The sequence below is a fragment of the Pseudomonas sp. B3G-3 genome (genome assembly GCF_028640915.1).
Lineage (GTDB): Bacteria > Pseudomonadota > Gammaproteobacteria > Pseudomonadales > Pseudomonadaceae > Aquipseudomonas > Aquipseudomonas chlororaphis_I.
Genome location: NZ_JAQZAB010000066.1, coordinates 1 through 22,617, shown reverse-complemented (window position 1 = coordinate 22,617; position 22,617 = coordinate 1). Strand labels below are relative to the sequence as shown.

Genomic DNA, 22,617 nt, shown 5'->3' with positions numbered 1-22,617 from the left:
GGCGCCGCGGGGTGTCTGAAATACCGCGTCAGCATTCATCGCGAGCAAGCTTCGCTCCTATATCGGAGGAATTGGTCCACCCTTTGCACTGGCAGCCATGAACCCACTTTTCAGGAAGTTCTTCATGGCTCGTCCCGCTTATCGCCTGCTCGCCCATTCGCTGTGGGACATCGTCCCGATCCTGATGGCCCTGGCGCATTTTTCCTTCGTGCTCTGGCTGGTGCTGGCCTTTCACAGCCTGTCCTGGTGGGTGATCCTGCCGGCGGCGCTGCTGTATGCGGTCAGCCTGTCGTGGAGCATCAACAGCATCTCCCACAACCAGATCCACAACGCCTATTTCAGCCTGCCCTGGCTGAACCGCGCCTTCGACCTGCTGCTGTCGGTGACCATCGGTTTTTCCCAGACCCTGTACCGCGATATCCATAACCGCCATCACCGTGGCAACTCGGATCGGCCCGGGGCGGACGGCACCACGGTCGACCCGCTGTCGATCTACCTGCATGGCCGCAATGGCCAGCCAGACAATGTCTGGGCTTACACCTTCCTGAGTTTTTTCCGCGACGACCCCAAGGCCATCTACCAGGAAATGCAGCGCAAGCGCCCGGCGGACGCGCGTTGGGTCAAGGTGGAAATCGGCGTGACAGTGCTGGCCTATGTGGCGCTGGCGCTATACGACTGGCATGCGCTGCTGGTGCTGCTGCCGTTCTGGTACCTGGGACAGTCGCTGTCTTCGCTCAATGGCTACTACGAGCACCTGGGCGGCAACCCGGACCTGCCGATCGCCTGGGGCGTGAGTTCCTACAGCCGGCTCTACAACCTGATCTGGATGAACAACGGCTACCACGCCGAACACCACTACCGGCCGAAGATGCACTGGACCCGGGTCAAGGCCTTCCACCGCGAGATCCGCGAACAGCAGCGGGCGGCGGGGGTGAAGGCAATTCCCGTGGCCCATGGCCTGGGTTTCTTGCTGAAACACCCGAAGCCCTGACACCCGCGCACCTGTAGCCGCTGCCGAGCCTGCGAGGCTGCGATCGACAGCGAAGCGGGCGCAGGATCTTGAGATCGCTGAAGGCCTTCGGCCTTATCGCAGCCTGCGGCAGCGGCTACATAAAGCCCTTCAGGCTTCCTCGCCCTCGGCCAGCAGGGCGATCCCGCCGATGATCACCAGCACGCCGACCCAGTGCAGCAGGCTGATCTGCTCGCCCAGGCCCAGCCACGAGCCGAGCAACACCACCACGAACACCAGCGAACTCAGGGGGAAGGCCAGGGACAGGCTGCTGCGCCGCAGGATCAGCATCCATACGAAGAAGGCGCCGATGTAGCAGGCGATCGCCAGCAGCACTCCCGGGTTGACCGCCACCGCGGCCAGCCATTGCAGGTTGAAATCCATCTGGCCCAGCTGATCGCCACCGACCTTGGTGGCGATCTGGCCGGCGCTTTCGAAGCCGATCAGCAGGGCCCAGAGCACCAGGGTGCCGAGGCGCCCGTGGAGCCAGCCGTGAGTCTGTGCAGTCATACCGTCTTTCCTTGTGAAGCGTTGAAGGGGGCTCAGGTGCTGGCGACGCACACCAGCATCACCCCGAGGGTGATGACCAGGGTGCCCAGCCAGCGCCGGCGGCTGACGTTCTCGCCGAGGATCAGCTTGCCGGCCAGGACCACGCCGCAATAGGCCAGGGCCGCGGCCGGGAACAGCAGGCTCAGCGGCGCCCGGGACAAGGCTTCGAGCCAGACGAAAAACTCGATCACATAGGCGCCGATGCCGCACCACAACAGTGGTGCGTTGAACACCTGGCCCCAGAAGGCGTTCAGGCGAAAACCGCCTTCCAGTTCCGGCAGGCGGTCCAGGCCGAGCTTGAAACAGAGCTGGCCGATCACGTCGAGGACGATGGAAAAAGCCACCAGCAAGATAACGGTCAGGGTCACGGGAACAGCTCCTCGAACAGCGCCATCAGGGCTTCGTTGGTGGTCGCATTGCGCAGCAGGTCGGCCTCGCTCCAGCGTTCGGCCGGCGGCTGGTCGGAGCGCGCTTCCCAGCGCTTGAAGGCGTTGCTGAAGGCCGGCGCGGCGAACTCGCCACAGACGTCGATACCGAGGATGCGCTTGCGCGCCGCCAGGCTGCGCAGGGCTTGCAGCAGGTGGCTCAGGCGCATGCCGCCCTGGTCCCAGTTGGTCGCGGCGTCGGCGCTGGCCAGCACGTCCTTGTCGATGGTGATCCAGATCGCCTGGGTCGGCAGGCTGTCGATCATCTGCTCGAGGAAGGCAGGCCAGTCGAGCCCGGCCAGGTTGCGCCAGTGCAGGTGGTTTTCCTGCTGCTGGTGCCCGGCGCCGTCGCCGACCCGGCCCCAGACCTTGGAGGGCGCGTGCTGCCAGGGAAACAGCTGCAACTTGCCGCGTCGCAGCGCCTTGAGGTTGCCGCCGCGCAGCTGCGGGTTGTGCAGGTCGTCGCTGCACGGCCCGAGGGTGACGATGCGCTGGATATGCGGCAGCTGCAGGGCCCGGTTGACCCAGGAACCGCAGTGCCGACGCGGCGCGAAGCGCACCCAGTCGGGGTGGTTGTCGAAGTGGATCAGGCTGACCGGCTGTTGCAGGTCGGCCAGGAAGGCCGGGGTCAGGTGGTGGTAGTCACCGGAGCCGACAAAGAAGATTTCCGGCTGCGGCCCACTGTGCGCGGGCCTTTGCCGCAGGCGCTCGGTGAAGTGGCGGTAGGTGCGTTCGGTGGACCAGAGCCGCAGTTTCGGGCCCAGGTCCAGCAGGTCCAGGCGTCGCGCCTGGCCGCTGCGCAGCCGGCGCTGGACAGGCTCCTGGGCGGTCAGGCTGTGGTCGAGATCGAGAATGTTCAAAGCAGGATTTACCCATGGCAGCGCCCCTCGAAAAAGCCGGCGTCACAGGTCGCAAACGCAGGCAGAGCGGGCTTTACAGGGTAAATGCAAGGGACGGGCCAGCACCTCGGCGAGGCAGGTCGGACGTCATCGCGAGCAAGCTCGCTCCTACATGGACCCAGCGTCACCTGTAGGAGCGAGCTTGCTCGCGAAAAAAACGCATGGGCACCGCAGGCTTCAGGCGTGGACGCGGACCCAGACGCTGACCAGCACGGTGGCGGCCATCAGCCAGGCCACCGCGGCCATCGCCAGGGAGGCTTCCAGGCGCAGGCGGTCGACCATTACGTAGAGGGTCGCCAGGTACACGAAGTAGGGAATGATCGACCACATGCCGAAGACGATGGTGGTCTTCAGGTCGTCGATGGAACGGCCCTTGCCGACGATGTAGTGGGCGATCAGGGCGAAGGTCGGGAACAGCGGCACCAGGCCGGCGATGTAGTAGTTCCTGGTCTTGGCCAGGGCGGCGAGGATCACCACCACGGCGGCGCCCAGGCAGGCTTTCAGCAATAAATCCACGGTACTTCTCGCAGATGTCGGTTAGTGGCTCAGGCCGTATTTCTTGACCTTGTCGAACAGCGTGGTCTTGGCCATGCCCAGTTCCTGGCTGGCCTGGGTCAGGTTGCCGCCGCTGCGCTGCAGGGCGTCGTTGAGCAGGTTGCGCTCGAAGGCCTCGACCGCTTCGGCAAAGCCCAGGCCTTGCGCAGCGTTGCCGCTGGACTTCTTGAACGCCGGCAGGCCCAGGGCAAAACGTTCGGCGACGTTGCGCAGCTCGCGCACGTTGCCCGGCCAGTCGTGGCTCATCAGGTTCGACAGGGTCTGGTTGTCCAGCTCCGGCGCGGCGCGGTCGAAACGCAGGGACGATTGCTGCAGGAAGTGCTCGAACAACTGCAGGATGTCCTCGCGCCGTTCGCGCAGCGGCGGCAGCTCCAGGGTCACCACGTTCAGGCGGTAATACAGGTCGCTGCGGAACTGGTTGGCGCGCCCCAGCTCGTCGAGGTCGGACTTGGTCGCCGCGATCACCCGGCAATCCACCGCCACGCTCTGGTTCGAGCCCAGGCGTTCCAGGGTGCGCTCCTGCAACACCCGCAGCAGTTTGATTTGCAGGTTCATTGGCATGCTTTCCACTTCGTCGAGGAACAGCGTGCCTTCGTGGGCGTGCTCGATCTTGCCGATGCGCCGCTTGCCGGCGCCGGTGAAGGCGTTGGCCTCGTGGCCGAAAATCTCGCTTTCGAACAGGTTTTCCGGCAGGCCGCCGCAGTTGAGGGCGACGAACTGGTGGGTGTGGCGGCGGCTGAAATCATGCAGGCAACGGGCGACCAGTTCCTTGCCGGTGCCGGTCTCGCCTTCGATCAGCACGTTGGCCGAGGTGTCGGCGACGTTGGCGATCAGTTCCCGCAGGTGCTGCATGGCCGGCGAGCGACCGATGATCCGCCCTTCGAGGGAGTCGCGCTCGGCCAGCTGGCGGCGCAGCGACGACACTTCCCGGGCCAGCCCGCGCTGCTCCAGGGCGCGCCGGGCGACCTCCACCAGGCGCTCGGGGGAGAAGGGCTTTTCCATGAAGTCATAGGCGCCTTTCTGCATCGCGCCGACGGCCATGGAGATATCGCCGTGACCGGTGATCAGCACCACCGGCAGGCTGCGGTCGCGGGCCTTGAGGCGGGTCAGCAGTTCCAGGCCGTCGATGCCCGGCAGGCGGATGTCGCTGATGACGATCCCGGCGAAGTTGTCGCCGACCCGCTCCAGGGCTTCTTCGGCGCTGCCGACGCCGACGCAGGGAATGTCTTCCAGGGCCAGGGCCTGCTGGCAGCCGAGCAGGACATGGGGGTCGTCTTCGACGATCAGGACGGTAAGGTCGTTGTTCATAGCGGCTCGGCTTGTGTAGGGCTGACCAGGGGCAGGCTGAGGACGAAGGCGGTGCCGCCGTCGGCCGGGTGCTCGACGCCCAGGTTGCCACCCGTGGCGGCGGCCAGGCTGGCGGACAGGGTCAGGCCGAGGCCCAGGCCCTGTTCGCCGGGTTTGGTGGTGAAGAAGGGTTCGAACAGATGCTTGCGCGCCTCGGCGTCGATGCCGTGGCCATTGTCGCGCACCCGCAGGCGGTATTTGCCTTCGACGCTTTCGCCTTCCAGCCACAGCTCCGGCCGCGGCTGCGCCTGCATGGCGTCCAGGGCGTTGCCGATCAGGTTGACCAGGATCTGCTCCAGGCGGGTCTGGTCGATCTTGACCTGGACCTCGCTGAAGTCGCGGTGCAATTGCAGCGGCAGGTTTTCCAGGCGTGCGTTGAGCAGTTGCAGGGCAGCGTCCACGGCCTTGCCGAGGCTGGCTTCGCCCTGGTCCTCGCCACGACGGGCGAAGGAACGCAGGCTGGCGGTGATGCGGCCCATGCGGTCGATCAGTTCGTTGATGGTCTTGAGGTTGGTGCTGGCGGTGTCCAGGGCGCCGCGCTCGAGGAAACGCACGGTGTTGCCGGACAGGGTGCGCAGGGCGGCCAGCGGCTGGTTCAGTTCATGGGCGATGCTGGTGGACATCTGGCCGATGGCGGCGAGCTTGCCGGCCTGGACCAGTTCGTCCTGGGCGCGGCGCAGGGTTTCCTCGGCCTGGCGGCGCTCGCGGATCTGGCCCTTGAGCCGCTCGTTGCTGGCGCGCAGGTCGCTGGTGCGTTCGGCGATCCGCCGTTCCAGCTGGTTGTTGGCTTCCTGCAGGGCTTCGCGGGCGGCGAGACGGGTGGCGATGACCTTGCGTCGCTCGTTCCAGGCGATCAGCAGGAAAGCCACCAGGGCGAAGGCCACGGCCACCAGGATGCCCTGGTTGATGGCTTCGCGGCGCAGGTCCTTGAGCGGGGTCAGCAGGGTGAAGTTCCAGGGCGTATCGCTCAGGGGCCGGGTCTGGGACAGGTAGCTGATTTCCTTGTCGTCGGATACCAGCTCGGTGTTGGCCGGGAAGGTCAGCTTCTCCACGCCTTCGGCCAGGCGCTCGCGGGCCAGCGGCTCCAGTTCGTTGAGGGTGAACCAGTAATATTGCAGGCTGCGCGCCAGACGCTCCTTGGTGTCGTCGCTCAGCGGGCGTACCGACCGCAGGCGCCGGGCCGGATCGCTGGAGAGGATGATGATGCCGTTCTCGTCGCTGACGAAGCCTTCCAGGCGGGCGCGTTGCCAGCGCTCTTCGAGGGCCTCCAGGCGCACCTTGACCACCGCCACGCCGATGATCTTGCCCTGTTCTTCCAGGCCGTGGGCCAGGTAGTAGCCGGGTTCGCCGTTGGTACTGCCGATGCCGTAGAAGCGCCCGGGCTGGCCGCGCACGGCATTCTGGAAATAGGCCCGGAACGACAGGTCTTCACCCAGGTAGCTGTCGACGTCGCGCCAGTTGCTGGTGGCCAGCACGCGGCCGGTGGTGTCCATCACGTAAATGGCCCGACTGCGGCTGCGCCGGTTCAGGCCTTCTAGGTAATTGTTGACGGTCTGCCGGTGCTCCGGCGTCGGCTCGTTGAGCAGCAGCGAAACGCTGGATTCGAGTTCCAGCAGGCTGGGCAGGTAGGTGTATTTGCTGATCTCGCTTTCGACTGCGCGGGCGTGCAGTTCCAGCTGGCGTTCGCCGTTCTCGCTGAGGCTGCGGATGCCGTAGTGCTCGCTGACCCAGAAGCCGACGTAGCCCAGGCCGATCATCAGCAGGATGACCAGGGGCGGCAGGAACAGGTGACGGATCAGACGGGGTTTCACGGCGAGTGATGGCGGCGCGGCGCGATAGAGAGTGGGGTCGCATTTCATCACAGTGGTCCCGGGTGTACCAGTTGTCCGTCCATGGTGACGTCCCCGTGGTATTGCGAGCTGTAGCCGCTGCCGAAGGCTGCGATCGCCCACAAGGTGGGCGCCCGATCTTGAGATCGCTGAAGGCCTTCGGCCTTATCGCAGCCTGCGGCAGCGGCTACAGGGATTGCATGGTTTTTAGTGCTGCAGGATTTTCTCGAGGAAATGCTGCGCACGCTCGGAGCGGGCGTTGATGTCGCCGAAGAATTCCTCTTTCGGGCAGTCTTCGATGATTTTGCCGGCGTCCATGAAGATCACCCGGTCCGCGACCTTGCGGGCGAAGCCCATTTCGTGGGTCACGCACATCATGGTCATGCCTTCGTGAGCCAGCTGCACCATCACGTCCAGCACTTCGTTGACCATTTCCGGGTCGAGCGCGGAAGTCGGTTCGTCGAACAGCATGACGATCGGGTCCATCGCCAGCGCGCGGGCGATCGCCACACGTTGTTGCTGGCCGCCGGACAACTGGCCCGGGTGCTTGTGGGCGTGGGCGGCCAGGCCGACCCGGTCGAGCAGTTGCAGGCCTTTCTTGGTGGCCTCTTCCTTGCTGCGGCCCAGCACCTTGATCTGCGCGATGGTCAGGTTTTCGGTGATGGTCAGGTGCGGGAACAGCTCGAAGTGCTGGAACACCATGCCCACGCGCGAACGCAGTTTCGGCAGGTTGGTCTTCGGGTCGGCGATGGAAGTGCCGTCGACCACGATGTCACCTTTCTGGAACGGCTCCAGGGCGTTGACGCATTTGATCAGGGTGGATTTGCCGGAGCCGGACGGTCCGCACACCACGATCACTTCGCCTTTCTTGACCTCGGTGCTGCAATCGGTCAGCACCTGGAAGTCCCCATACCACTTGTTGATGTTCTTGATAGAGATCATACGGCAAACCTTTTTTGCAGACGCTTGACCAGCACCGAGGCGGCAAAGCTGATTGTGAAGTACACCAGACCGGCAACGATCAGGAACTCATTGGAGCGGCCGATGATGTCGCCGCTGGAGCGCGAAGCATTGAGGAAGTCCACCAGGCCCACGGTGTATACCAGCGAGGTGTCCTGGAACAGGATGATGCTCTGCTGCAGCAGCAGCGGGGTCATCTTGCGGAACGCCTGGGGCAGGATGATCAGGCGCATCATCTGGCCATAGCTCATGCCCAGTGCCTGGGCAGCGCCCATCTGGCCCTTGGGAATCGACTGCACGCCGGCGCGGACGATTTCGCAGAAGTACGCCGCTTCGAACATCATGAAGGCCACGATGCACGAGCCGAACGCGCCGATCGGGGTGTCTTCGCCGGTGATCCAGCGCAGCACGAAGGGCACCGCCAGGTAGAACCAGGTGATTACCAACAGCAGCGGGATGGAGCGGAAGTAGTTGACGTAGACGCCGGCGATGTTCGACAGCAGCTTGCTGTGGGACAAGCGCATCAACGCCAGGATGGTGCCGAGGATGATCCCGCCGACGACGCCCAGGGCCATCAGCTTGAGGGTCATCAGCATGCCGTTCCACAGGCCGGGAATGGCCGGGACGACGCCAGTGAAATCGAATTCCATTATTTGCCCCCCACGGAGATCAGGCCGGGCACTGCGACTTTCTTCTCGACCATGCGCATCAGCAGCATCAGGCTCATGTTCAGGGTGAAGTAGATCAGCGTGGCCAGGGTGAAGGCTTCAAACAGGTTGGCCGAGAACTCGGCGGTCTGCTTGGTCTGCGCCAGCAACTCCATCAGGCCGATCAGCGAGGCCACGGAGGAGTTCTTGAAGACGTTGAGGAATTCCGAGGTAAGCGGCGGAATGATGATCCGGTAGGCCTGGGGCAGCAGCACGTTCCAGTAGATCTGCGGCAGCGAAAAGCCCATGGCGCGGGCCGCGGATTCCTGGCCGCGTGGCAGCGCCTGGATGCCGGTGCGCACCTGTTCGCAGACGCGGGCGGCGGTGAACAGGCCCAGGCACACGACGACGCTCAGGTAGGCCGAGGTGGTCGGGTTGAGGTCCTGCTTGTACCAGTCCTGCAGGTTTTGCGGCAGCAGGTCCGGTACCAGGAAGTACCAGATGAACAGCTGAACCAGCAGCGGTACGTTACGGAAGATCTCCACGTAGACGGTGGCGATGCCCGACACCAGGCGGTTCGGCACGGTCCGCATGACGCCCAGGATCGAGCCCAGCAGCAGCGCGACGATCCAGGCCACCACGGCAATGGCGATGGTCCAGCCCAGGCCCGCGATGAACCAGTCGAGATAGGTCTCGCTGCCCACGCCGGTGGACTTGAAGAACACGCCCCAGTCCCAGTTGTAATTCATTAGGGTCTCCCCTCTGATCGATCGATGTACAAGCACCCGCTTGGGGAAATCCGTTCCCGCCTGGATGACGCCCAGGCACACGCGATCGGCTCGACAACCACCGGTTCGAGTGTTTCCAAAAAAAGCCAGCAGGTAGTGACAGGCTCCTGAAAGGGCCGGGCCCTTTCAGGAGACAAGGTTAGTCAGGAATCAGGACTTTTTATCGTCAGCCGCTTTGTCGGTCGGGTTGGCGATCAGGGCCTTGAGCTCGTCGCTCATCGGGAACATCAGGTTCAGGCCTTTTGGTGGAATCGGCGACTGGAACCATTTGTCGTAGATCTTGTTGATCTCGCCCGACTTGTAGGTCGCGATGATGGCGTCGTCCACGGCCTTCTTGAACGGTGCGTCGCCCTTGCGGACCATGCAGCCGTAGATTTCGTAGGATTGCGCGGTACCGGTCACGGCCCAGTCGGTCGGTTTGCGGGCCTTGGCCATTTCACCGGCCAGCAGTGCGTCGTCCATCATGAAGGCGACGGCGCGGCCGCCTTCGAGCATGTTGAAGGACTCGCCGTGGTCCTTGGCGGAAATCACGTTCATGCCCATCTGTTTGTCGGCGTTCATCGCCTTGAGGATGCGCTCGGACGTGGTGCCGGCGGTGGTCACGACGTTCTTGCCTTTCAGGTCGGCGAAGTCCTTGTAAGGCGAATCCTTCTTGGACAGCAGACGGGTGCCTATCTCGAAGATGCCGACGGAGAAGTCGACCTGCTGCTGGCGCTCGACGTTGTTGGTGGTGGAACCGCACTCGACGTCCACGGTGCCGTTCTGCACCAGCGGGATACGGGTCTGCGAGGTAACCAGGTTGTATTTGACCTTGAGATCCGGCATGTCGAGGTCTTTTTTCAGGGCTTCGACGATTTTCAGCTGGATGTCGTGGGAGTAGCCGACTGGAACGCCGGATGCATCCGCGATGTAGGAGAACGGAATGGAAGCGTCGCGATGTCCGAGGGTGATGGTGCCGGAGTCTTTGATTTTCTTCAGCGTGCCGGTGAGTTCGGCGGCGACCACTGGAGTGCTAATCAGAGCAGCAGCAATGGCTGCGCCCAACAGATGGGGAACGATGCGCATCAATATTTCCTCGACATTTGTTTTTTTTATGAAGCCAGTTCGACGGCTCTCTTATACAGCGAATGCCTTGACGGCTCCTGATGTGTGTTGGCGCATCAGGCATTCGTCGGAGAGTGTAGAGCATGAGTCGTGCCAGGCCAGCTGATCCGTATCAAGGCCTTGATTTGAAAGGCTATTAAATATTTATGGCGAATATTGTCGGCGGTCTTTATCCGGTTATCCGAATCGACCCGAAAGTCGCGTTCGGAAAACCGAATGCCCAGCAAAGCCGGGCCTACCCCCTGTAGGAGCGAGCTTGCTCGCGATAGCGATCCGACTGTCGACACCTATGTCGAATGTCACGCAGTCATCGCGAGCAAGCTCGCTCCTACATAAAGCGGTGGGCATGAAAAAGCCCCCGGGCCGTGCGGCGCGGGGGCTTCTTTATAGAAAGGGCGATCAGGCGGCTTCGATCTTTGCCCGGTTCTGCTCGACCTTCTGCAGGTAGTGCTGCAGTTTTTCCTGCTCGGCCGGTGTGGTGAACAGGCCCAGCTTGCTGCGGCGCCAGAGGATGTCCTGGGCATTGACCGCCCATTCTTCGCTGCACAGGTAATCGACTTCACGGGTGTACAGGCCGCCGCCCAGGTGTTCGCCCAGGTCGTTCAGGCTGTGCACGCCTTCCAGCAGGCGCCAGGTGCGGCTGCCGTAGCTGGTGGCCCAGCGGCGGGCGATTTCGCTGGGTACCCAGTCGAACTTCTGGCGAATCGCTTCGGCCAGTGCCTGCGGCGTGGTCATGTCTTCGCCGCCGGGCAGGGTCGAGTGGGCGGTCCAGCTCGGCTTGATGTGCTTGAAGAACGGCGTCAGCTGGGCCATGGCCGATTCGGCCAGCTTGCGGTAGGTGGTCAGCTTGCCGCCGAACACCGACAGCAGTGGCGCTTCGTCGGCATTGCCGGACAGCGCCAGGGTGTAGTCGCGGGTCACGGCCGACGGGTTGTCGGACTCGTCGTTGCACAGCGGGCGCACGCCGGAGTAGGTGTGCACGATGTCCTGGCGGCTCAGCTGCTTCTTGAAGTGGGCATTGACCACTTTCAGGATGTAGTCGGTTTCGCCTTCGGTAATCGCCACTTTCGCCGGATCGCCGGTGTACTCGCGGTCGGTGGTGCCGATCAGGGTGAAGTGGTTCAGGTACGGAATGGTGAAGACGATGCGCTGGTCTTCATTCTGCAGGATGTGCGCATGTTCGCCTTCGTACAGCTTCGGCACGATCAGGTGGCTGCCCTGGATCAGGCGGATGCCGTACGGCGAATCCAGTTTCAGGTCGTCCTTGATGAACTTGGCGACCCATGGGCCGGCGGCGTTCACCAGGGCCTTGGCTTGAATCGAGAACAGGCTGCCGTCGGCGCGCTCCAGGTGCAGGTGCCACATGCCCTTGCCGCGGCGGGCGCTGATGCAACGGGTCTGGGTGTGCACGTGGGCGCCTTTTTCGCGGGCGGCCATGGCGTTCAATACCACCAGGCGCGCGTCGTCTACCCAGCAGTCGGAGTATTCGAAGCCTTTGGTGATCTCGGCTTTCAACGGGCTGTCGGGACCGAACTTGAGGCTCTTGGAACCGGCGAGTTTTTCCCGCTTGCCCAGGTGGTCATAAAGGAACAGGCCGGCACGGATCATCCAGGCCGGACGCAGGTGCGGGCGGTGCGGCAGGACGAAACGCATCGGCTTGACGATATGCGGGGCCTTGGCCAGCAGCACTTCGCGTTCGGCCAGGGCTTCGCGCACCAGACGGAATTCATAATGTTCGAGGTAGCGCAGGCCGCCGTGGATCAGCTTGCTGCTGGCCGAGGAGGTATGGCTGGCGAGGTCGTCTTTTTCGCAAAGGAACACGGACAAGCCACGCCCGGCGGCATCGGCGGCGATACCGACGCCATTGATTCCACCGCCGATCACGGCAATGTCATAAATCTCGGCGAGAGGGGGCGCGGGCAAGGTGGAAGTGGGCATCGGCTGGCCTCGTGTTCTTCTGATATTTGAAATTGAACATAAATGTTCATTTGCGAAAATACTAGCGCAGAAACACGCCGACAGCCAGCGGACTTCGATTGAAAAAACTCATCGAAAGACGGGCAAAGGAAAATTTACGAACATTGTCGGACGCAAGGCAGGTGAGGCCGGGGAGCGCGATATGTAGTCGCTGCCGAGCCCCGGCGAGGCTGCGGCTACAGGGAGTAGGTTCCGGCAGGTGTAGCCGCGGTCTAGCACCAACGAGGTTGCGCTCGATCTGGGCGGCACTCCGACACAGCGGGCGCCAAACCGGACGACACCATCGCTCAGACATATCGCGTCGCCTGGTTTTACGGGGCTGCGCCCCGATCGCAGCCTCGCCAGGGCTCGGCAGCGGCTACGGGAGAGGGGTCAGACGACTTCCAGGCGAATCTTGTGCTGCTGCAGCAACTGGGTCAGCGCCGGAACCGGCTGCTGGTCGGTGACCAGGCAATCGATCAGGCTGATGGGGCCGAGGCGGATCATGGCATTGCGCCCGAACTTGCTGGAGTCGGCGGCCAGGATCACCTGGCGGGCATTGGCGATGATCGCCTGGGACACCCGTACTTCCTGGTAGTCGAAGTCCAGCAGGCTGCCGTCTTCGTCGATACCGCTGATGCCGACCAGGGCGAAATCGACCTTGAACTGGTTGATGAAGTCGACGCTGGCCTGGCCGACCACGCCGCCATCGCGACGCACATTGCCACCGGTCAGCAGCACGTCGAAATCGTCCTTGGCGCTGAGCATGGAAGCCACGTGCAGGTTGTTGGTGATGATCTTCAGATGGTTGTGATTGAGCAGCGCCCGGGCAATGGATTCGGTGGTGGTACCGATGTTGATGAACAGCGAGGCGTGATCGGGGATCTGCGCGGCGATGGCTTCGCCGATGCGTTGTTTCTCATCGCGCATCTGATCGGCGCGCATGGCGTAGGCAGTGTTTTCGACACTGGAGTCGTAGGCTGCGCCGCCATGGTAGCGACGCAACAGGTTCACTTCCGCCAACTGGTTGATATCGCGGCGGATGGTTTGCGGTGTAACGACGAACAGCTGGGCCATTTCCTCGATGCTGACATAGCCGCGTTCGCGGACCAGCTCGAGGATTTGCTGCTGACGGGGAGGCAGATTCATGGGGCTTCCTTTGGGCTGCCGTGCAAAATTTGCCCATGATGCCGCAGGAATCCGCTCCCGACCAGTTACAACCCGATACGAATCCGCGACTTGGCTTATTCAGCGCCTTCGTGCGGTTCCCAGTCGCGGGTGCGGCTGACGGCTTTTTTCCAGCCGGCGTAGAGCTTTTCCTTCTCGGTTTCGGCCAGCTGTGGTTCGAACTCGCGTTCGATCACCGCCTTGCCGCGCAACTCTTCCAGGCTGCCCCAGAAACCGCAGGCCAGGCCAGCCAGGTAGGCCGCGCCCAGGGCCGTGGTTTCACGCATTTGCGGGCGCTCGACCTGGGTGCCGAGGATGTCGGCCTGGAACTGCATGAGGAAGTTGTTGGCCACTGCGCCACCATCCACGCGCAGGGCCTTGAGGCGTTCGCCGGAGTCCTGCTGCATGGCGTCGAGGACGTCGCGGGTCTGGTAGGCGATCGACTCCAGCGCGGCGCGGATGATGTGGTCCACACGCACGCCGCGGGTCAGGCCGAACAGCGCGCCACGGGCGTAGGGGTCCCAGTACGGAGCACCCAGGCCGGTGAAGGCCGGGACCAGGTACACGCCGTTGCTGTCCTTGACCTTGCTGGCGAAGTATTCGGTGTCGTGGGCATCGTTGATGATCTTCAGCTCGTCGCGCAGCCACTGCACGGTGGAGCCGCCGTTGAACACCGCGCCTTCCAGGGCGTAAGCCACTTCGCCGCGGGGGCCGCAGGCGATGGTGGTGAGCATGCCGTGCTTGGACTTGACCGCCTTGTCGCCGGTATTCATCAGCAGGAAGCAGCCAGTGCCATAGGTGTTCTTCGCCTGGCCCGGCTCGACGCACATCTGGCCGAACAGCGCGGCCTGCTGGTCGCCGGCGATCCCGCCGATGGCGATGCCGCTTTTGGTACGGCCGTAGATTTCCGAGGACGACTTCACTTCCGGCAGCATTTCCCGCGGGATATCCAGCACTTCCAGCATCTTCGCATCCCACTCCAGGGTGTGGATGTTGAAGAGCATGGTGCGCGAGGCGTTGGTGTAGTCGGTGACGTGGGTCTTGCCGCCGGTGAATTTCCAGATCAGCCAACTGTCGACGGTGCCGAACAGCAGTTCACCGTTGCGCGCGCGTTCGCGGCTGCCTTCGACGTTGTCGAGGATCCACTTCAGTTTGGTGCCGGAGAAATACGGGTCGGTGACCAGGCCGGTGGTATCGCGGATGTACTCTTCCAGGCCGTCACGCTTGAGCTGCTGGCAGATCTCGGTACTGCGACGGCACTGCCAGACGATGGCGTTGTAGATCGGCCGGCCGGTGGTCTTGTCCCAGACCACGGTGGTTTCGCGCTGGTTGGTGATGCCGATGGCGGCTACCTGGTCATGGTGCAGGCCGGCTTGCGCCAGGGCCTCGACCATCACTGCGCTCTGGGTGGCGAAGATTTCCATCGGGTCGTGTTCGACCCAGCCGGCTTGCGGGTAATGCTGGACGAATTCGCGCTGGGCGGTGCACACGACGTTGGCGTCGCGATCGAAAATGATCGCACGGGAGCTGGTCGTACCCTGATCGAGGGCAATGATGTAGTTCTTATTCTGAATGTCGGTCATGTCGATTGCCTTGGACAAAAATAAGGAAGTGGGCAAGAGGCGCAGGTCGGGGTTGGGCAGGACCTTGCGCCACCGGTTTCAAGAAGTTCTTACTTTGCCGTCAATGGCTTTTTCGGCATCCGTTGGAGCAGGGGCGACGGTTGGCAGGTGACGGGCAATCAACCCGCGGTAGGCCACGGCACCGAGGCAGGCACCGATAATCGGCGCGAAGATCGGCACCAGGAAGTACGGAATATCGCGGCCGCCGGTGAAGGAAACCTCGCCCCAACCCATGAAGAATGTCATCAGTTTAGGGCCAAAATCCCGCGCCGGGTTCATCGCGAAACCGGTCAGCGGTCCCATGGCGCTGCCGATCACGGCAATCAGCAGGCCGATCAGCAGCGGCGCCATCGGGCCACGCGGCAAGCCGTTGTTGTCGTCGGTCAGGGACATGATCACGCCCATCAGGATCGCGGTAATCACCACTTCGACCAGGAACGCCTGCGCAGTGGACAGCGCCGGGTTGGGGTAGGTGGAGAACACCGATGCCAGCTCGAGGCTGGCCTGGGAGCCGCGGACCATCTGGTGGGCTTGTTCGTAATCGAAGAACAGGTTGCTGTACAGCGTGTAGACCAGCAGCGCCGCGCAGAAGGCGCCGGCGATCTGGGAGAAGATGTAGAACGGCAGTTTGCGCTTTTCGAAGTCGGCAAAGATGCACAGGGCGATGCTGACCGCGGGGTTGAGGTGCGCGCCGGAAACGCCGGCGGTGAGGTAGATCGCCATGCTCACGCCGATCCCCCAGATGATGCTGATTTCCCACAGGCCAAAGCTGGCACCCGCGACCTTGAGCGCGGCGACGCAACCGGTGCCGAAGAAGATCAACAAGGCTGTACCCAGGAATTCGGCCATGCACTGGCCGGAGAGCGACGGTTGTTGTAACGCAGTTGTCATGGAAAACCTCGGTTTTTGTTGTTGTCTGGCGCTGGCGTGAAGCGCTGAGCGCGATTTTCACCGTCGGCAGGATCCCCATCCTGGGCGCGGCTTACTGCTGGTTACGGCTGTTGGATCTACAACATGATATTCGCAAACGAAAAAATATAGACAAGAAACATTACTGTCAAAGGTCGAAAGTGAACCATTGGTCATTTTATAACTATCAGTTGTGTGAATGATCTTGCGGGAAGCGCGCGGGTTTTGTGCAAAAGGCGCGGCCAGCCTGGTGCCGGCGGCTGCCTGGGTTGGGGGATGGGCCTTGGAATAGAGCCTTTTGCTGGCGGATATCCTAGAATCGCCGGCACTGTTTCTGTTCTTTTCCCTGCCTATGGAGTTGCCATGACCCCTGCACTGGATCTGCTGAAAAAAGTTCGCGCCGAACATCGGGTGCACAGTTATGAACACGACCCGAAGGCGGCCTCCTATGGTCTGGAGGCGGCGGAAAAGCTCGGCCTTGATCCGGCGCAGGTGTTCAAGACGCTGTTGGCCAGCAGTGAAAAGGGCGAATTGCTGGTGGCCGTGGTGCCGGTCGTCGGAAGCCTCGATCTCAAGGCCCTGGCACACGCCGCCGGGGTGAAAAAAGCCGAGATGGCCGACCCGGCTGCCGCGCAGCGCGCCACCGGTTACCTGCTGGGCGGGATCAGCCCGCTAGGGCAGAAAAAGCGCCTGCGCACCTTTATCGACAACAGTGCACAACCCTTTGCCAGCATCTTTGTCAGCGCCGGTCGGCGTGGGCTTGAGGTTGAACTCTCGGCTGCGGTGTTGGCCGAGCACACCCAGGCGATATTCGCCGATATCGGGCGCGACTGACTCGGCGTGCAGCCTGAGGTTTCAGTGTTGGTCGGGAAGGGAAGCGTTGAGGGGCATAACGACACAGGAGTCGGCGAACCGGCTCCTGCGGGATTGTCAGTGGGCGCCGCTGTAGCGACGAACGCCCGATTCAGACTGTGGCAACTGCGCCGCAGTGCTGCCGGAGGCCTGGAACAGCACCAGGTGTTCGGCGGCCACGCGGATTCCCACGTCAGCACCGACCTGGTGATCGGCGTGGCTTGGGAAGATCGACTCGAGCTGGCTGCCGGTCGGCAGTTGCAGGCGGTACAGGGTCGAGGCGCCCTGGAAGCTCTTGCCGACGATCCGCGCCTTGAGGGCGCTGTCCGGTGCATAAACGATATCGTCCGGGCGTAGCAGCACATCCACCGCGCCGCCGGGTGGCCAGGTGTAGGCACGGTTGCCGCGCAGTACGCCGAGTTCGGTCTGCACCGATTCCGGGCTGTCCAGCTGGCCACGGATGAAATAACCCTGGCCGATAAAGCTCGCCACGAACGGCGTCAGCGGTTCGTGATAGAGGTTGTACGGCGTGTCCCATTGCTCCAGGCGGCCTTCCTTGAACACCCCGACGTGATCGCTGACGGCGAAGGCTTCTTCCTGGTCGTGGGTCACCAGAATCGCACTGGTGCCCCGCGCCTTGAGGATGTCGCGCACTTCGTGGCTGAGCTTGCGCCGCAGTTCGCCATCGAGGTTGGAGAAGGGCTCGTCGAGCAGCAGCAACTGCGGTTCCGGCGCCAGCGCCCGGGCCAGTGCGACGCGTTGTTGCTGGCCGCCGGACAGCTCATGGGGGAAGCGCTTGCCGAGGTTCTTCAGGTTGACCAGTTCCAGCAGCTCCTCGACCACCCGGTTCTTCTGCGGGTGCTTGCGGATGCCGAAGGCAATGTTGTCCGCCACGCTCAGGTGCGGGAACAGGGCGTAGTCCTGGAACACCATGCCGATCCGGCGGCGCTCCGGCGCCAGGGTGAAGCCGGCGCTGGAGATGGTTTCGCCGGCCAGCTGGATTTCACCTTCGTGCACCGGCTCGAAACCGGCAATCGCGCGCAGGGTGGTGGTCTTGCCGCAGCCGGAGGAGCCGAGCAGGCAACCGATATCGCCGGCGTTGAGGTGCAGGTTGAGGTTCTGCACGACCCGTTGGTCCTGGTAGCCGCAGGCGAGATTGCGCAGGTTAAGCAGTAATGGCTGGCTCATGCGTGGTGGTACGCCGGCTCGACCAGAAACTCGAGCAGGGCCTTTTGTGCGTGGAGACGGTTTTCTGCCTGGTCCCATGCCACGGAACGCGGATCGTCCAGCAGGTCGAGGCTGATTTCTTCGCCACGGTGGGCAGGCAGGCAGTGCATGAACAGCACGTCTGCGGCGGCCAGGTCGAGCAGCGCGCGATTGACCTGGAACGGTGCGAACAACTTGAGGCGCTCGGCGGTTTCTTCTTCCTGGCCCATGGAGGTCCAGACGTCGGTGCTTACCAGATGGGCGCCGATCACCGCGTCTTTCGGATCGCGCACGATGCTCACCCGATCGCCGGCCCGGGCGACGAATTCAGGGTTGGGGTCGTAGCCTTCGGGGCAGGCGATGCGCAGTTGGAAGTCGAACTGGATCGCCGCTTCTATATAGCTGTTGCACATGTTGTTGCCGTCGCCGATCCAGGCCACGGTCTTGCCCTGGATCGAGCCGCGGTGTTCGAGGAAGGTTTGCATGTCGGCCAGCAGCTGGCACGGGTGCAGGTCGTCGGACAGGCCGTTGATCACCGGTACGCGGGAGTTGGCCGCAAACTCGGTCAGGGTGCGGTGGGCAAAGGTACGGATCATCACCGCGTCGAGCATGCGCGACATGACGATGGCGCAGTCGCTGATCGGCTCGCCGCGACCCAGCTGGGTGTCGCGCGGGGACAGGAAGATTGCCTGGCCGCCGAGCTGGATCATGCCGGCTTCGAAGGACAGGCGGGTGCGGGTAGACGACTTCTCGAAAATCATCCCGAGAACGCGGTTTTTCAGAGGCTCGAAGAGTACGCCGCGATTACGCAGGTCCTTCAGCTCGATGCCTCGACGAATCACGCTGACCAGCTCTTCGGGCGTGCAATCCATCAGGGAGAGAAAGTGCCTTGCGCTCATCATTAACTACCTTTTTGCAACAGACCGCAGATACTCAAAGCCTTGTTTTATCGAGAAACGGGCGAGACCTGCGGCGAAAGCCGCACGGGGCGACGAAATAGGGGAAGGCGCGATCTTATAATTAAATGTCGCGTCTTACCAATAGCAGGCTTGGTTTCTAAGGCTTTCACCACGTGCAGCGAGTGGCCAGGGTCAAAAAAACGGGCCATTCGTGACGTTTTCCAGCGTGTTCAGATGGGCCCAGTCGGATGTGGAGTCGATCCACTTTGCATAGGCCTGCAGCAGCATTTGTACACTGCGTCTCGACCGCTTTGCAACGCGACGCGTGGCCCATGCCGCTATCAGGCATCTGGCTGGCGCGGGCTGGTTTTTTCTCTGCTCGGCTCCTGGGTACTTTGAGCGTGGCGGGAAATGGAACGGCTCGCGGCAGGGGATATCGGCCAGAAATATTTCCTAAGGTGAAGGGCTGGGGTTATAAATGCGCACCGGCAACAGGGAAGTGCTTGGAATGGACTCGAAAGAACAGCAACTGAAGACACTGTTGGGGTTGACGACGCGAACCCTGACCGACCTGACGGCATCGATCACCTCGATGTCCTTCGAGTTGCTGCGCAGCGAAGACAGCACGACGCGCAACGCCGCGCGACAGATGATCGATCGCATGATGACCATCAGCAGCCATCTCGATGAGCACTGGCGATTGCTCGCCGAATTCAGCGGGCAGGGCAGCGAAGCACCGTTGGACGGCATGCTGCCGATCGCCCGTCAGGACGACCCTCCGAGGCTGCCCTCCAACTGAACCATCGGCTGGCTTGATGCTTGCCGATTCACAAGATGAACGTCCCTGGCGCTGATGTCGGTCTGGCACCATAGTTTTGTTCCCGCGGCCTGACGCTGGCCGCCCCGAATAAAATAGAGACTGGCCATGACCAAGACTCTCCATCACCGTGCCTGCCACCTGTGTGAAGCCATCTGTGGCTTGACCATCGAAACCACCGAAGTCGACGGCACCGGTCCGCAGATCACCTCGATCAAGGGCGATGCCCAGGACAGTTTCAGCCGCGGCCATATCTGCCCCAAGGCAGTGGCGCTGCAGGACATCCAGAACGACCCGGATCGACTGCGTCAGCCCATGCGCAGGGTCGGCAGCGATTGGCAGGCGATCGAGTGGAAGGAGGCCTTCAACCTGGTGGCCGAGCGCCTGGCGGCGATCCAGGAGCGGCACGGCAATAATGCGGTGGCGGTCTATCAGGGCAATCCCAGCGTGCACAACTATGGGTTGATGACCCACAGCAACTATTTCCTCGGCCTGCTGAAAACCCAGAACCGCTTTTCCGCCACCTCGGTGGACCAATTACCGCAGCACTTGAGCAGCTACCTGATGTACGGCCACGGGCTGTTGCTGCCGATCCCGGATATCGATAACACCGACTTCATGCTGATCCTGGGCGGCAATCCGCTGGCGTCCAACGGCAGCATCATGACCGTGCCGGATGTGGAGAAGCGCCTGAAGGCGATCCAGGCGCATGGCGGCAAAGTGGTGGTGGTCGACCCGCGACGCAGCGAGACGGCAGCCATGGCCGACCAGCATGTGTTTGTCCGTCCTGGAGGGGATGTGGCGCTGCTGTTCGGCATGCTGCAGACGATCTTCGCGGAAGGGCTGACGCGTGACAGCCATCTGCCGGTGGATGGCCTGGCCGAGGTGCGTGAGGCCATTTCCCGTTTCAGTGCCGAAGCCATGAGCCCTTTGTGTTCGGTGCCGGCGCAGCAGATCCGCCAGTTGGCGCGGGACTTCGCCGCAGCGGACAGGGCGGTGTGTTATGGCCGGATGGGCGTGTCCACCCAGTCGTTCGGCACCCTCTGTCATTGGCTGGTGCAACTGCTCAACCTGGTGACCGGCAACCTGGACCGGGTCGGCGGCGCCCTGTGCACCGAGCCGGCGGTGGATCTGGTGGCGGCGACTTCGGGTGGGCACTTCAATGCCTGGCAGAGCCGGGTTTCCGGACGCCCTGAATACGGCGGCGAGTTGCCGGTCTCGGCCCTGGCCGAGGAGATACTGACCAAAGGGGAGGGGCAGGTGCGGGCGCTGATCACGGTGGCGGGCAATCCGGTGCTCTCCACCCCCAACGGACGGCAGCTGGAGCAGGCGCTGGATGGCCTGGAGTTCATGGTCAGCATCGACCTGTATATCAACGAAACCACCCGTTACGCGGACTTGATCCTGCCATCGACTTCGGCCCTGGAGAACGATCACTACGACACCACGTTCAATATGTTCGCGGTGCGCAATGTCAGCCGCTTCAACCAGGCGATCCTGCCCAAGCCGGAAGGGGCATTGCATGACTGGGAAATCTTCGTTGGCCTGGCCAGGGCCTTCGCCGCGCGGACCGGCAAGGAGCTCAAGCCGACCGTGCCGCCGGCGCAGATGATCGATAGAGGGCTGCGAGCGGGACGGTACGGCGAGACGTCCGAGTTCAATCTGTCGCTGGCGACGCTGGCCAATCATCCCCACGGAATCGACCTGGGGCCGCTCAAGCCCAATCTGGCGGCGCGCCTGAAAACCGAGAGCCGCCGGGTGCAGGCCGCTCCCGCGGCGATCATGGCAGACCTCAAGCGTTTTGCCGCGTTGCAGGCGCCGACGGCCGATGAGTTGGTGATGATCGGCCGGCGCCATGTGCGCAGCAATAATTCGTGGATGCACAACTACCATCGGTTGGTGAAGGGCAAGCCTCGGCACCAGTTGCTGATGAATCCCGATGATCTGGCCCGGAGGGGGCTGGCTGACGGGCAGCGTGTGCGGGTCAGTTCGCGGGTCGGGGCGATCGAGGTGGAAGTCCTGGCCAGCAGCGAGATGATGCCCGGGGTGGTCAGCCTGCCCCATGGCTGGGGGCACGGTCGGCCGGGCGTACAGATGAGCATCGCGATGGCGCAACCGGGGTCGAGTGCCAATGACCTGACCGATGAGCGTCAGCTGGACGAGCTATCGGGCAATGCGGCGCTCAATGGCGTGCCGGTGACGGTGGAGGCGGCCTGAGGAGTCTGTCGGAGAGGCCGAGCATGGCGCTCGGCTTTCCGTTACAATGCGCCACCGTGTCGACAACAGAGTCGGAAAGTTCAGCCGAGGTGCTCCATGGATATCATCGAAACTATTAAAGAGCAGATTGCCAACAACACCATTCTGCTTTACATGAAAGGCTCGCCGAATGCCCCGCAGTGCGGCTTCTCCGCGAAAGCCGCTCAGGCCGTGATGGGTTGTGGTGAGAAGTTCGCTTACGTGGACATCCTGCAGAACCCGGAAATCCGCGCCAACCTGCCTAAATACGCCAACTGGCCTACTTTCCCGCAACTGTGGGTAGCCGGTGAACTGGTCGGCGGCAGCGACATCATGGCTGAGATGTTCGCCAATGGTGAGTTGCAGACCCTGATCAAGGCTGCCGCTGAAAAAGCTGCCGCCAAGACCGAAGCCTGATTTGTCCCTTGCAGGAGCGACACGTTCGCTCCTGCAAGTTGTGTGGATTTGTCCACGCAATAAAAAGCCCCGCCCTCGTGAGAGAGGCGGGGCTTTTTTATGGTTCTTCACGGAATACCGGGAAAGACGCTCTTGATCTTCATGAAAAAGAATTCGCTATCCCGGTAACCGTACGCCATTCGTTTGATGACCTTTATNCGATTGTTTATTCCTTCCAGCTGACCGGTGTGCATCGGCCAGCGAACGCGGCTGACGATGCCCCGCCAGTAACTCTTTAGCCGTTTGGCGAACTGGATCAGTGCCGGTATTTCGCTTTCATGAGCATGGCGCAACCATTGCTTCCAGGCCGATCTCCAGCTCCAAGCGGTATTCGGCGTCCAGAGCGTTTTGAGTTCAGCCTTCATCAAGTAGACCGTCATCAACGC

Annotated in this window: 22 protein-coding genes; 5 read left to right on the top strand and 17 right to left on the bottom strand. The window is 62.6% G+C overall.

What is annotated here, in order from left to right; translation table 11 throughout:
- Window positions 1-124 precede the first annotated feature (124 nt).
- Window positions 125-991 carry a fatty acid desaturase family protein gene (locus PVZ80_RS06345; RefSeq protein ID WP_028683282.1) on the top strand — a complete coding sequence of 289 codons (867 nt, stop codon included), beginning with the start codon at window positions 125-127 and terminating at the stop codon, window positions 989-991.
- Between the two features lie 129 nt (window positions 992-1,120).
- On the opposite strand, the gene PVZ80_RS06340 is transcribed toward PVZ80_RS06345, so the two are convergent.
- The 14 genes from PVZ80_RS06340 to PVZ80_RS06275 all read right to left on the bottom strand — a co-directional run bounded on the left by PVZ80_RS06340 (window position 1,121) and on the right by PVZ80_RS06275 (window position 15,748).
- Window positions 1,121-1,519, bottom strand: coding sequence for an EamA family transporter (locus tag PVZ80_RS06340; protein ID WP_009050573.1), 399 nt, complete (start codon window positions 1,517-1,519; stop codon window positions 1,121-1,123).
- A gap of 32 nt (window positions 1,520-1,551) precedes the next feature.
- On the bottom strand, window positions 1,552-1,926 hold the full coding sequence (locus PVZ80_RS06335) for an EamA family transporter (protein WP_009050572.1): 375 nt from the start codon (window positions 1,924-1,926) through the stop codon (window positions 1,552-1,554).
- Window positions 1,923-2,843, bottom strand: coding sequence for a hypothetical protein (locus PVZ80_RS06330; protein ID WP_009050571.1), 921 nt, complete (start codon window positions 2,841-2,843; stop codon window positions 1,923-1,925). Before PVZ80_RS06330 ends, PVZ80_RS06335 begins: the two co-directional genes overlap by 4 nt.
- Before the next feature lie 216 nt (window positions 2,844-3,059).
- Window positions 3,060-3,389, bottom strand: a complete 330-nt coding sequence (locus PVZ80_RS06325) for a GlpM family protein (RefSeq protein WP_198920110.1) — start codon at window positions 3,387-3,389, stop codon at window positions 3,060-3,062.
- A 30-nt stretch (window positions 3,390-3,419) separates the two neighbouring features.
- Window positions 3,420-4,745, bottom strand: a complete 1,326-nt coding sequence (locus tag PVZ80_RS06320) for a sigma-54-dependent transcriptional regulator (protein WP_009050570.1) — start codon at window positions 4,743-4,745, stop codon at window positions 3,420-3,422.
- Entirely contained in the window at window positions 4,742-6,643 is a 1,902-nt protein-coding gene (locus tag PVZ80_RS06315) for a sensor histidine kinase (protein ID WP_009050569.1), read from the bottom strand. The genes PVZ80_RS06320 and PVZ80_RS06315 overlap by 4 nt, the downstream gene beginning before the upstream one ends.
- Window positions 6,644-6,820: 177 nt before the next feature.
- Complete coding sequence (locus PVZ80_RS06310; protein WP_009050568.1) at window positions 6,821-7,555, bottom strand: amino acid ABC transporter ATP-binding protein; 735 nt, start codon at window positions 7,553-7,555, stop codon at window positions 6,821-6,823.
- Window positions 7,552-8,223: an amino acid ABC transporter permease gene (locus PVZ80_RS06305; protein ID WP_009050567.1), complete on the bottom strand. Its 672-nt coding sequence runs from the start codon at window positions 8,221-8,223 to the stop codon at window positions 7,552-7,554. The genes PVZ80_RS06310 and PVZ80_RS06305 overlap by 4 nt, the downstream gene beginning before the upstream one ends.
- Entirely contained in the window at window positions 8,223-8,969 is a 747-nt protein-coding gene (locus tag PVZ80_RS06300; protein ID WP_009050566.1) for an amino acid ABC transporter permease, read from the bottom strand. The genes PVZ80_RS06305 and PVZ80_RS06300 overlap by 1 nt, the downstream gene beginning before the upstream one ends.
- Before the next feature lie 189 nt (window positions 8,970-9,158).
- Window positions 9,159-10,073, bottom strand: a complete 915-nt coding sequence (locus PVZ80_RS06295; RefSeq protein ID WP_025806014.1) for a glutamate/aspartate ABC transporter substrate-binding protein — start codon at window positions 10,071-10,073, stop codon at window positions 9,159-9,161.
- Between the two features lie 438 nt (window positions 10,074-10,511).
- The gene (gene glpD / locus PVZ80_RS06290; protein ID WP_016703438.1) at window positions 10,512-12,050 is read right to left on the bottom strand and encodes a glycerol-3-phosphate dehydrogenase; all 1,539 of its coding nucleotides are present in this window, start codon (window positions 12,048-12,050) and stop codon (window positions 10,512-10,514) included.
- 411 nt (window positions 12,051-12,461) lie between these two features.
- Window positions 12,462-13,217, bottom strand: coding sequence for a DeoR/GlpR family transcriptional regulator (locus PVZ80_RS06285; protein ID WP_009050563.1), 756 nt, complete (start codon window positions 13,215-13,217; stop codon window positions 12,462-12,464).
- A gap of 95 nt (window positions 13,218-13,312) precedes the next feature.
- Window positions 13,313-14,818, bottom strand: coding sequence for a glycerol kinase GlpK (gene glpK, locus PVZ80_RS06280; protein ID WP_009050562.1), 1,506 nt, complete (start codon window positions 14,816-14,818; stop codon window positions 13,313-13,315).
- Between the two features lie 78 nt (window positions 14,819-14,896).
- Complete coding sequence (locus PVZ80_RS06275) at window positions 14,897-15,748, bottom strand: MIP/aquaporin family protein (RefSeq protein ID WP_009050561.1); 852 nt, start codon at window positions 15,746-15,748, stop codon at window positions 14,897-14,899.
- Window positions 15,749-16,129: 381 nt separating this feature from the next.
- Between PVZ80_RS06275 and ybaK the strand changes: the two genes are divergently transcribed.
- Window positions 16,130-16,600, top strand: coding sequence for a Cys-tRNA(Pro) deacylase (gene ybaK, locus PVZ80_RS06270; RefSeq protein ID WP_009050560.1), 471 nt, complete (start codon window positions 16,130-16,132; stop codon window positions 16,598-16,600).
- A gap of 96 nt (window positions 16,601-16,696) precedes the next feature.
- Here ybaK and PVZ80_RS06265 read toward each other — a convergent pair whose 3' ends face one another.
- Window positions 16,697-17,806 carry an ABC transporter ATP-binding protein gene (locus PVZ80_RS06265; protein WP_009050559.1) on the bottom strand — a complete coding sequence of 370 codons (1,110 nt, stop codon included), beginning with the start codon at window positions 17,804-17,806 and terminating at the stop codon, window positions 16,697-16,699.
- Window positions 17,803-18,723: an ornithine carbamoyltransferase gene (gene argF / locus PVZ80_RS06260; protein ID WP_009050558.1), complete on the bottom strand. Its 921-nt coding sequence runs from the start codon at window positions 18,721-18,723 to the stop codon at window positions 17,803-17,805. The genes PVZ80_RS06265 and argF overlap by 4 nt, the downstream gene beginning before the upstream one ends.
- 508 nt (window positions 18,724-19,231) lie before the next feature.
- On the opposite strand from argF, the gene PVZ80_RS06255 reads away from it, so the two are divergent.
- The 3 genes from PVZ80_RS06255 to grxD all read left to right on the top strand — a co-directional run bounded on the left by PVZ80_RS06255 (window position 19,232) and on the right by grxD (window position 22,192).
- The gene (locus tag PVZ80_RS06255; protein ID WP_016703436.1) at window positions 19,232-19,522 is read left to right on the top strand and encodes a hypothetical protein; all 291 of its coding nucleotides are present in this window, start codon (window positions 19,232-19,234) and stop codon (window positions 19,520-19,522) included.
- 126 nt (window positions 19,523-19,648) lie between these two features.
- Window positions 19,649-21,757 carry a molybdopterin oxidoreductase family protein gene (locus PVZ80_RS06250; protein ID WP_273863539.1) on the top strand — a complete coding sequence of 703 codons (2,109 nt, stop codon included), beginning with the start codon at window positions 19,649-19,651 and terminating at the stop codon, window positions 21,755-21,757.
- A 96-nt stretch (window positions 21,758-21,853) separates the two neighbouring features.
- Window positions 21,854-22,192: a Grx4 family monothiol glutaredoxin gene (gene grxD, locus PVZ80_RS06245; protein WP_007922425.1), complete on the top strand. Its 339-nt coding sequence runs from the start codon at window positions 21,854-21,856 to the stop codon at window positions 22,190-22,192.
- A 107-nt stretch (window positions 22,193-22,299) separates the two neighbouring features.
- On the opposite strand, the gene PVZ80_RS06240 is transcribed toward grxD, so the two are convergent.
- On the bottom strand, window positions 22,300-22,617 hold a 318-nt coding region (locus PVZ80_RS06240), incomplete at its 5' end, for a transposase (protein ID WP_150085997.1).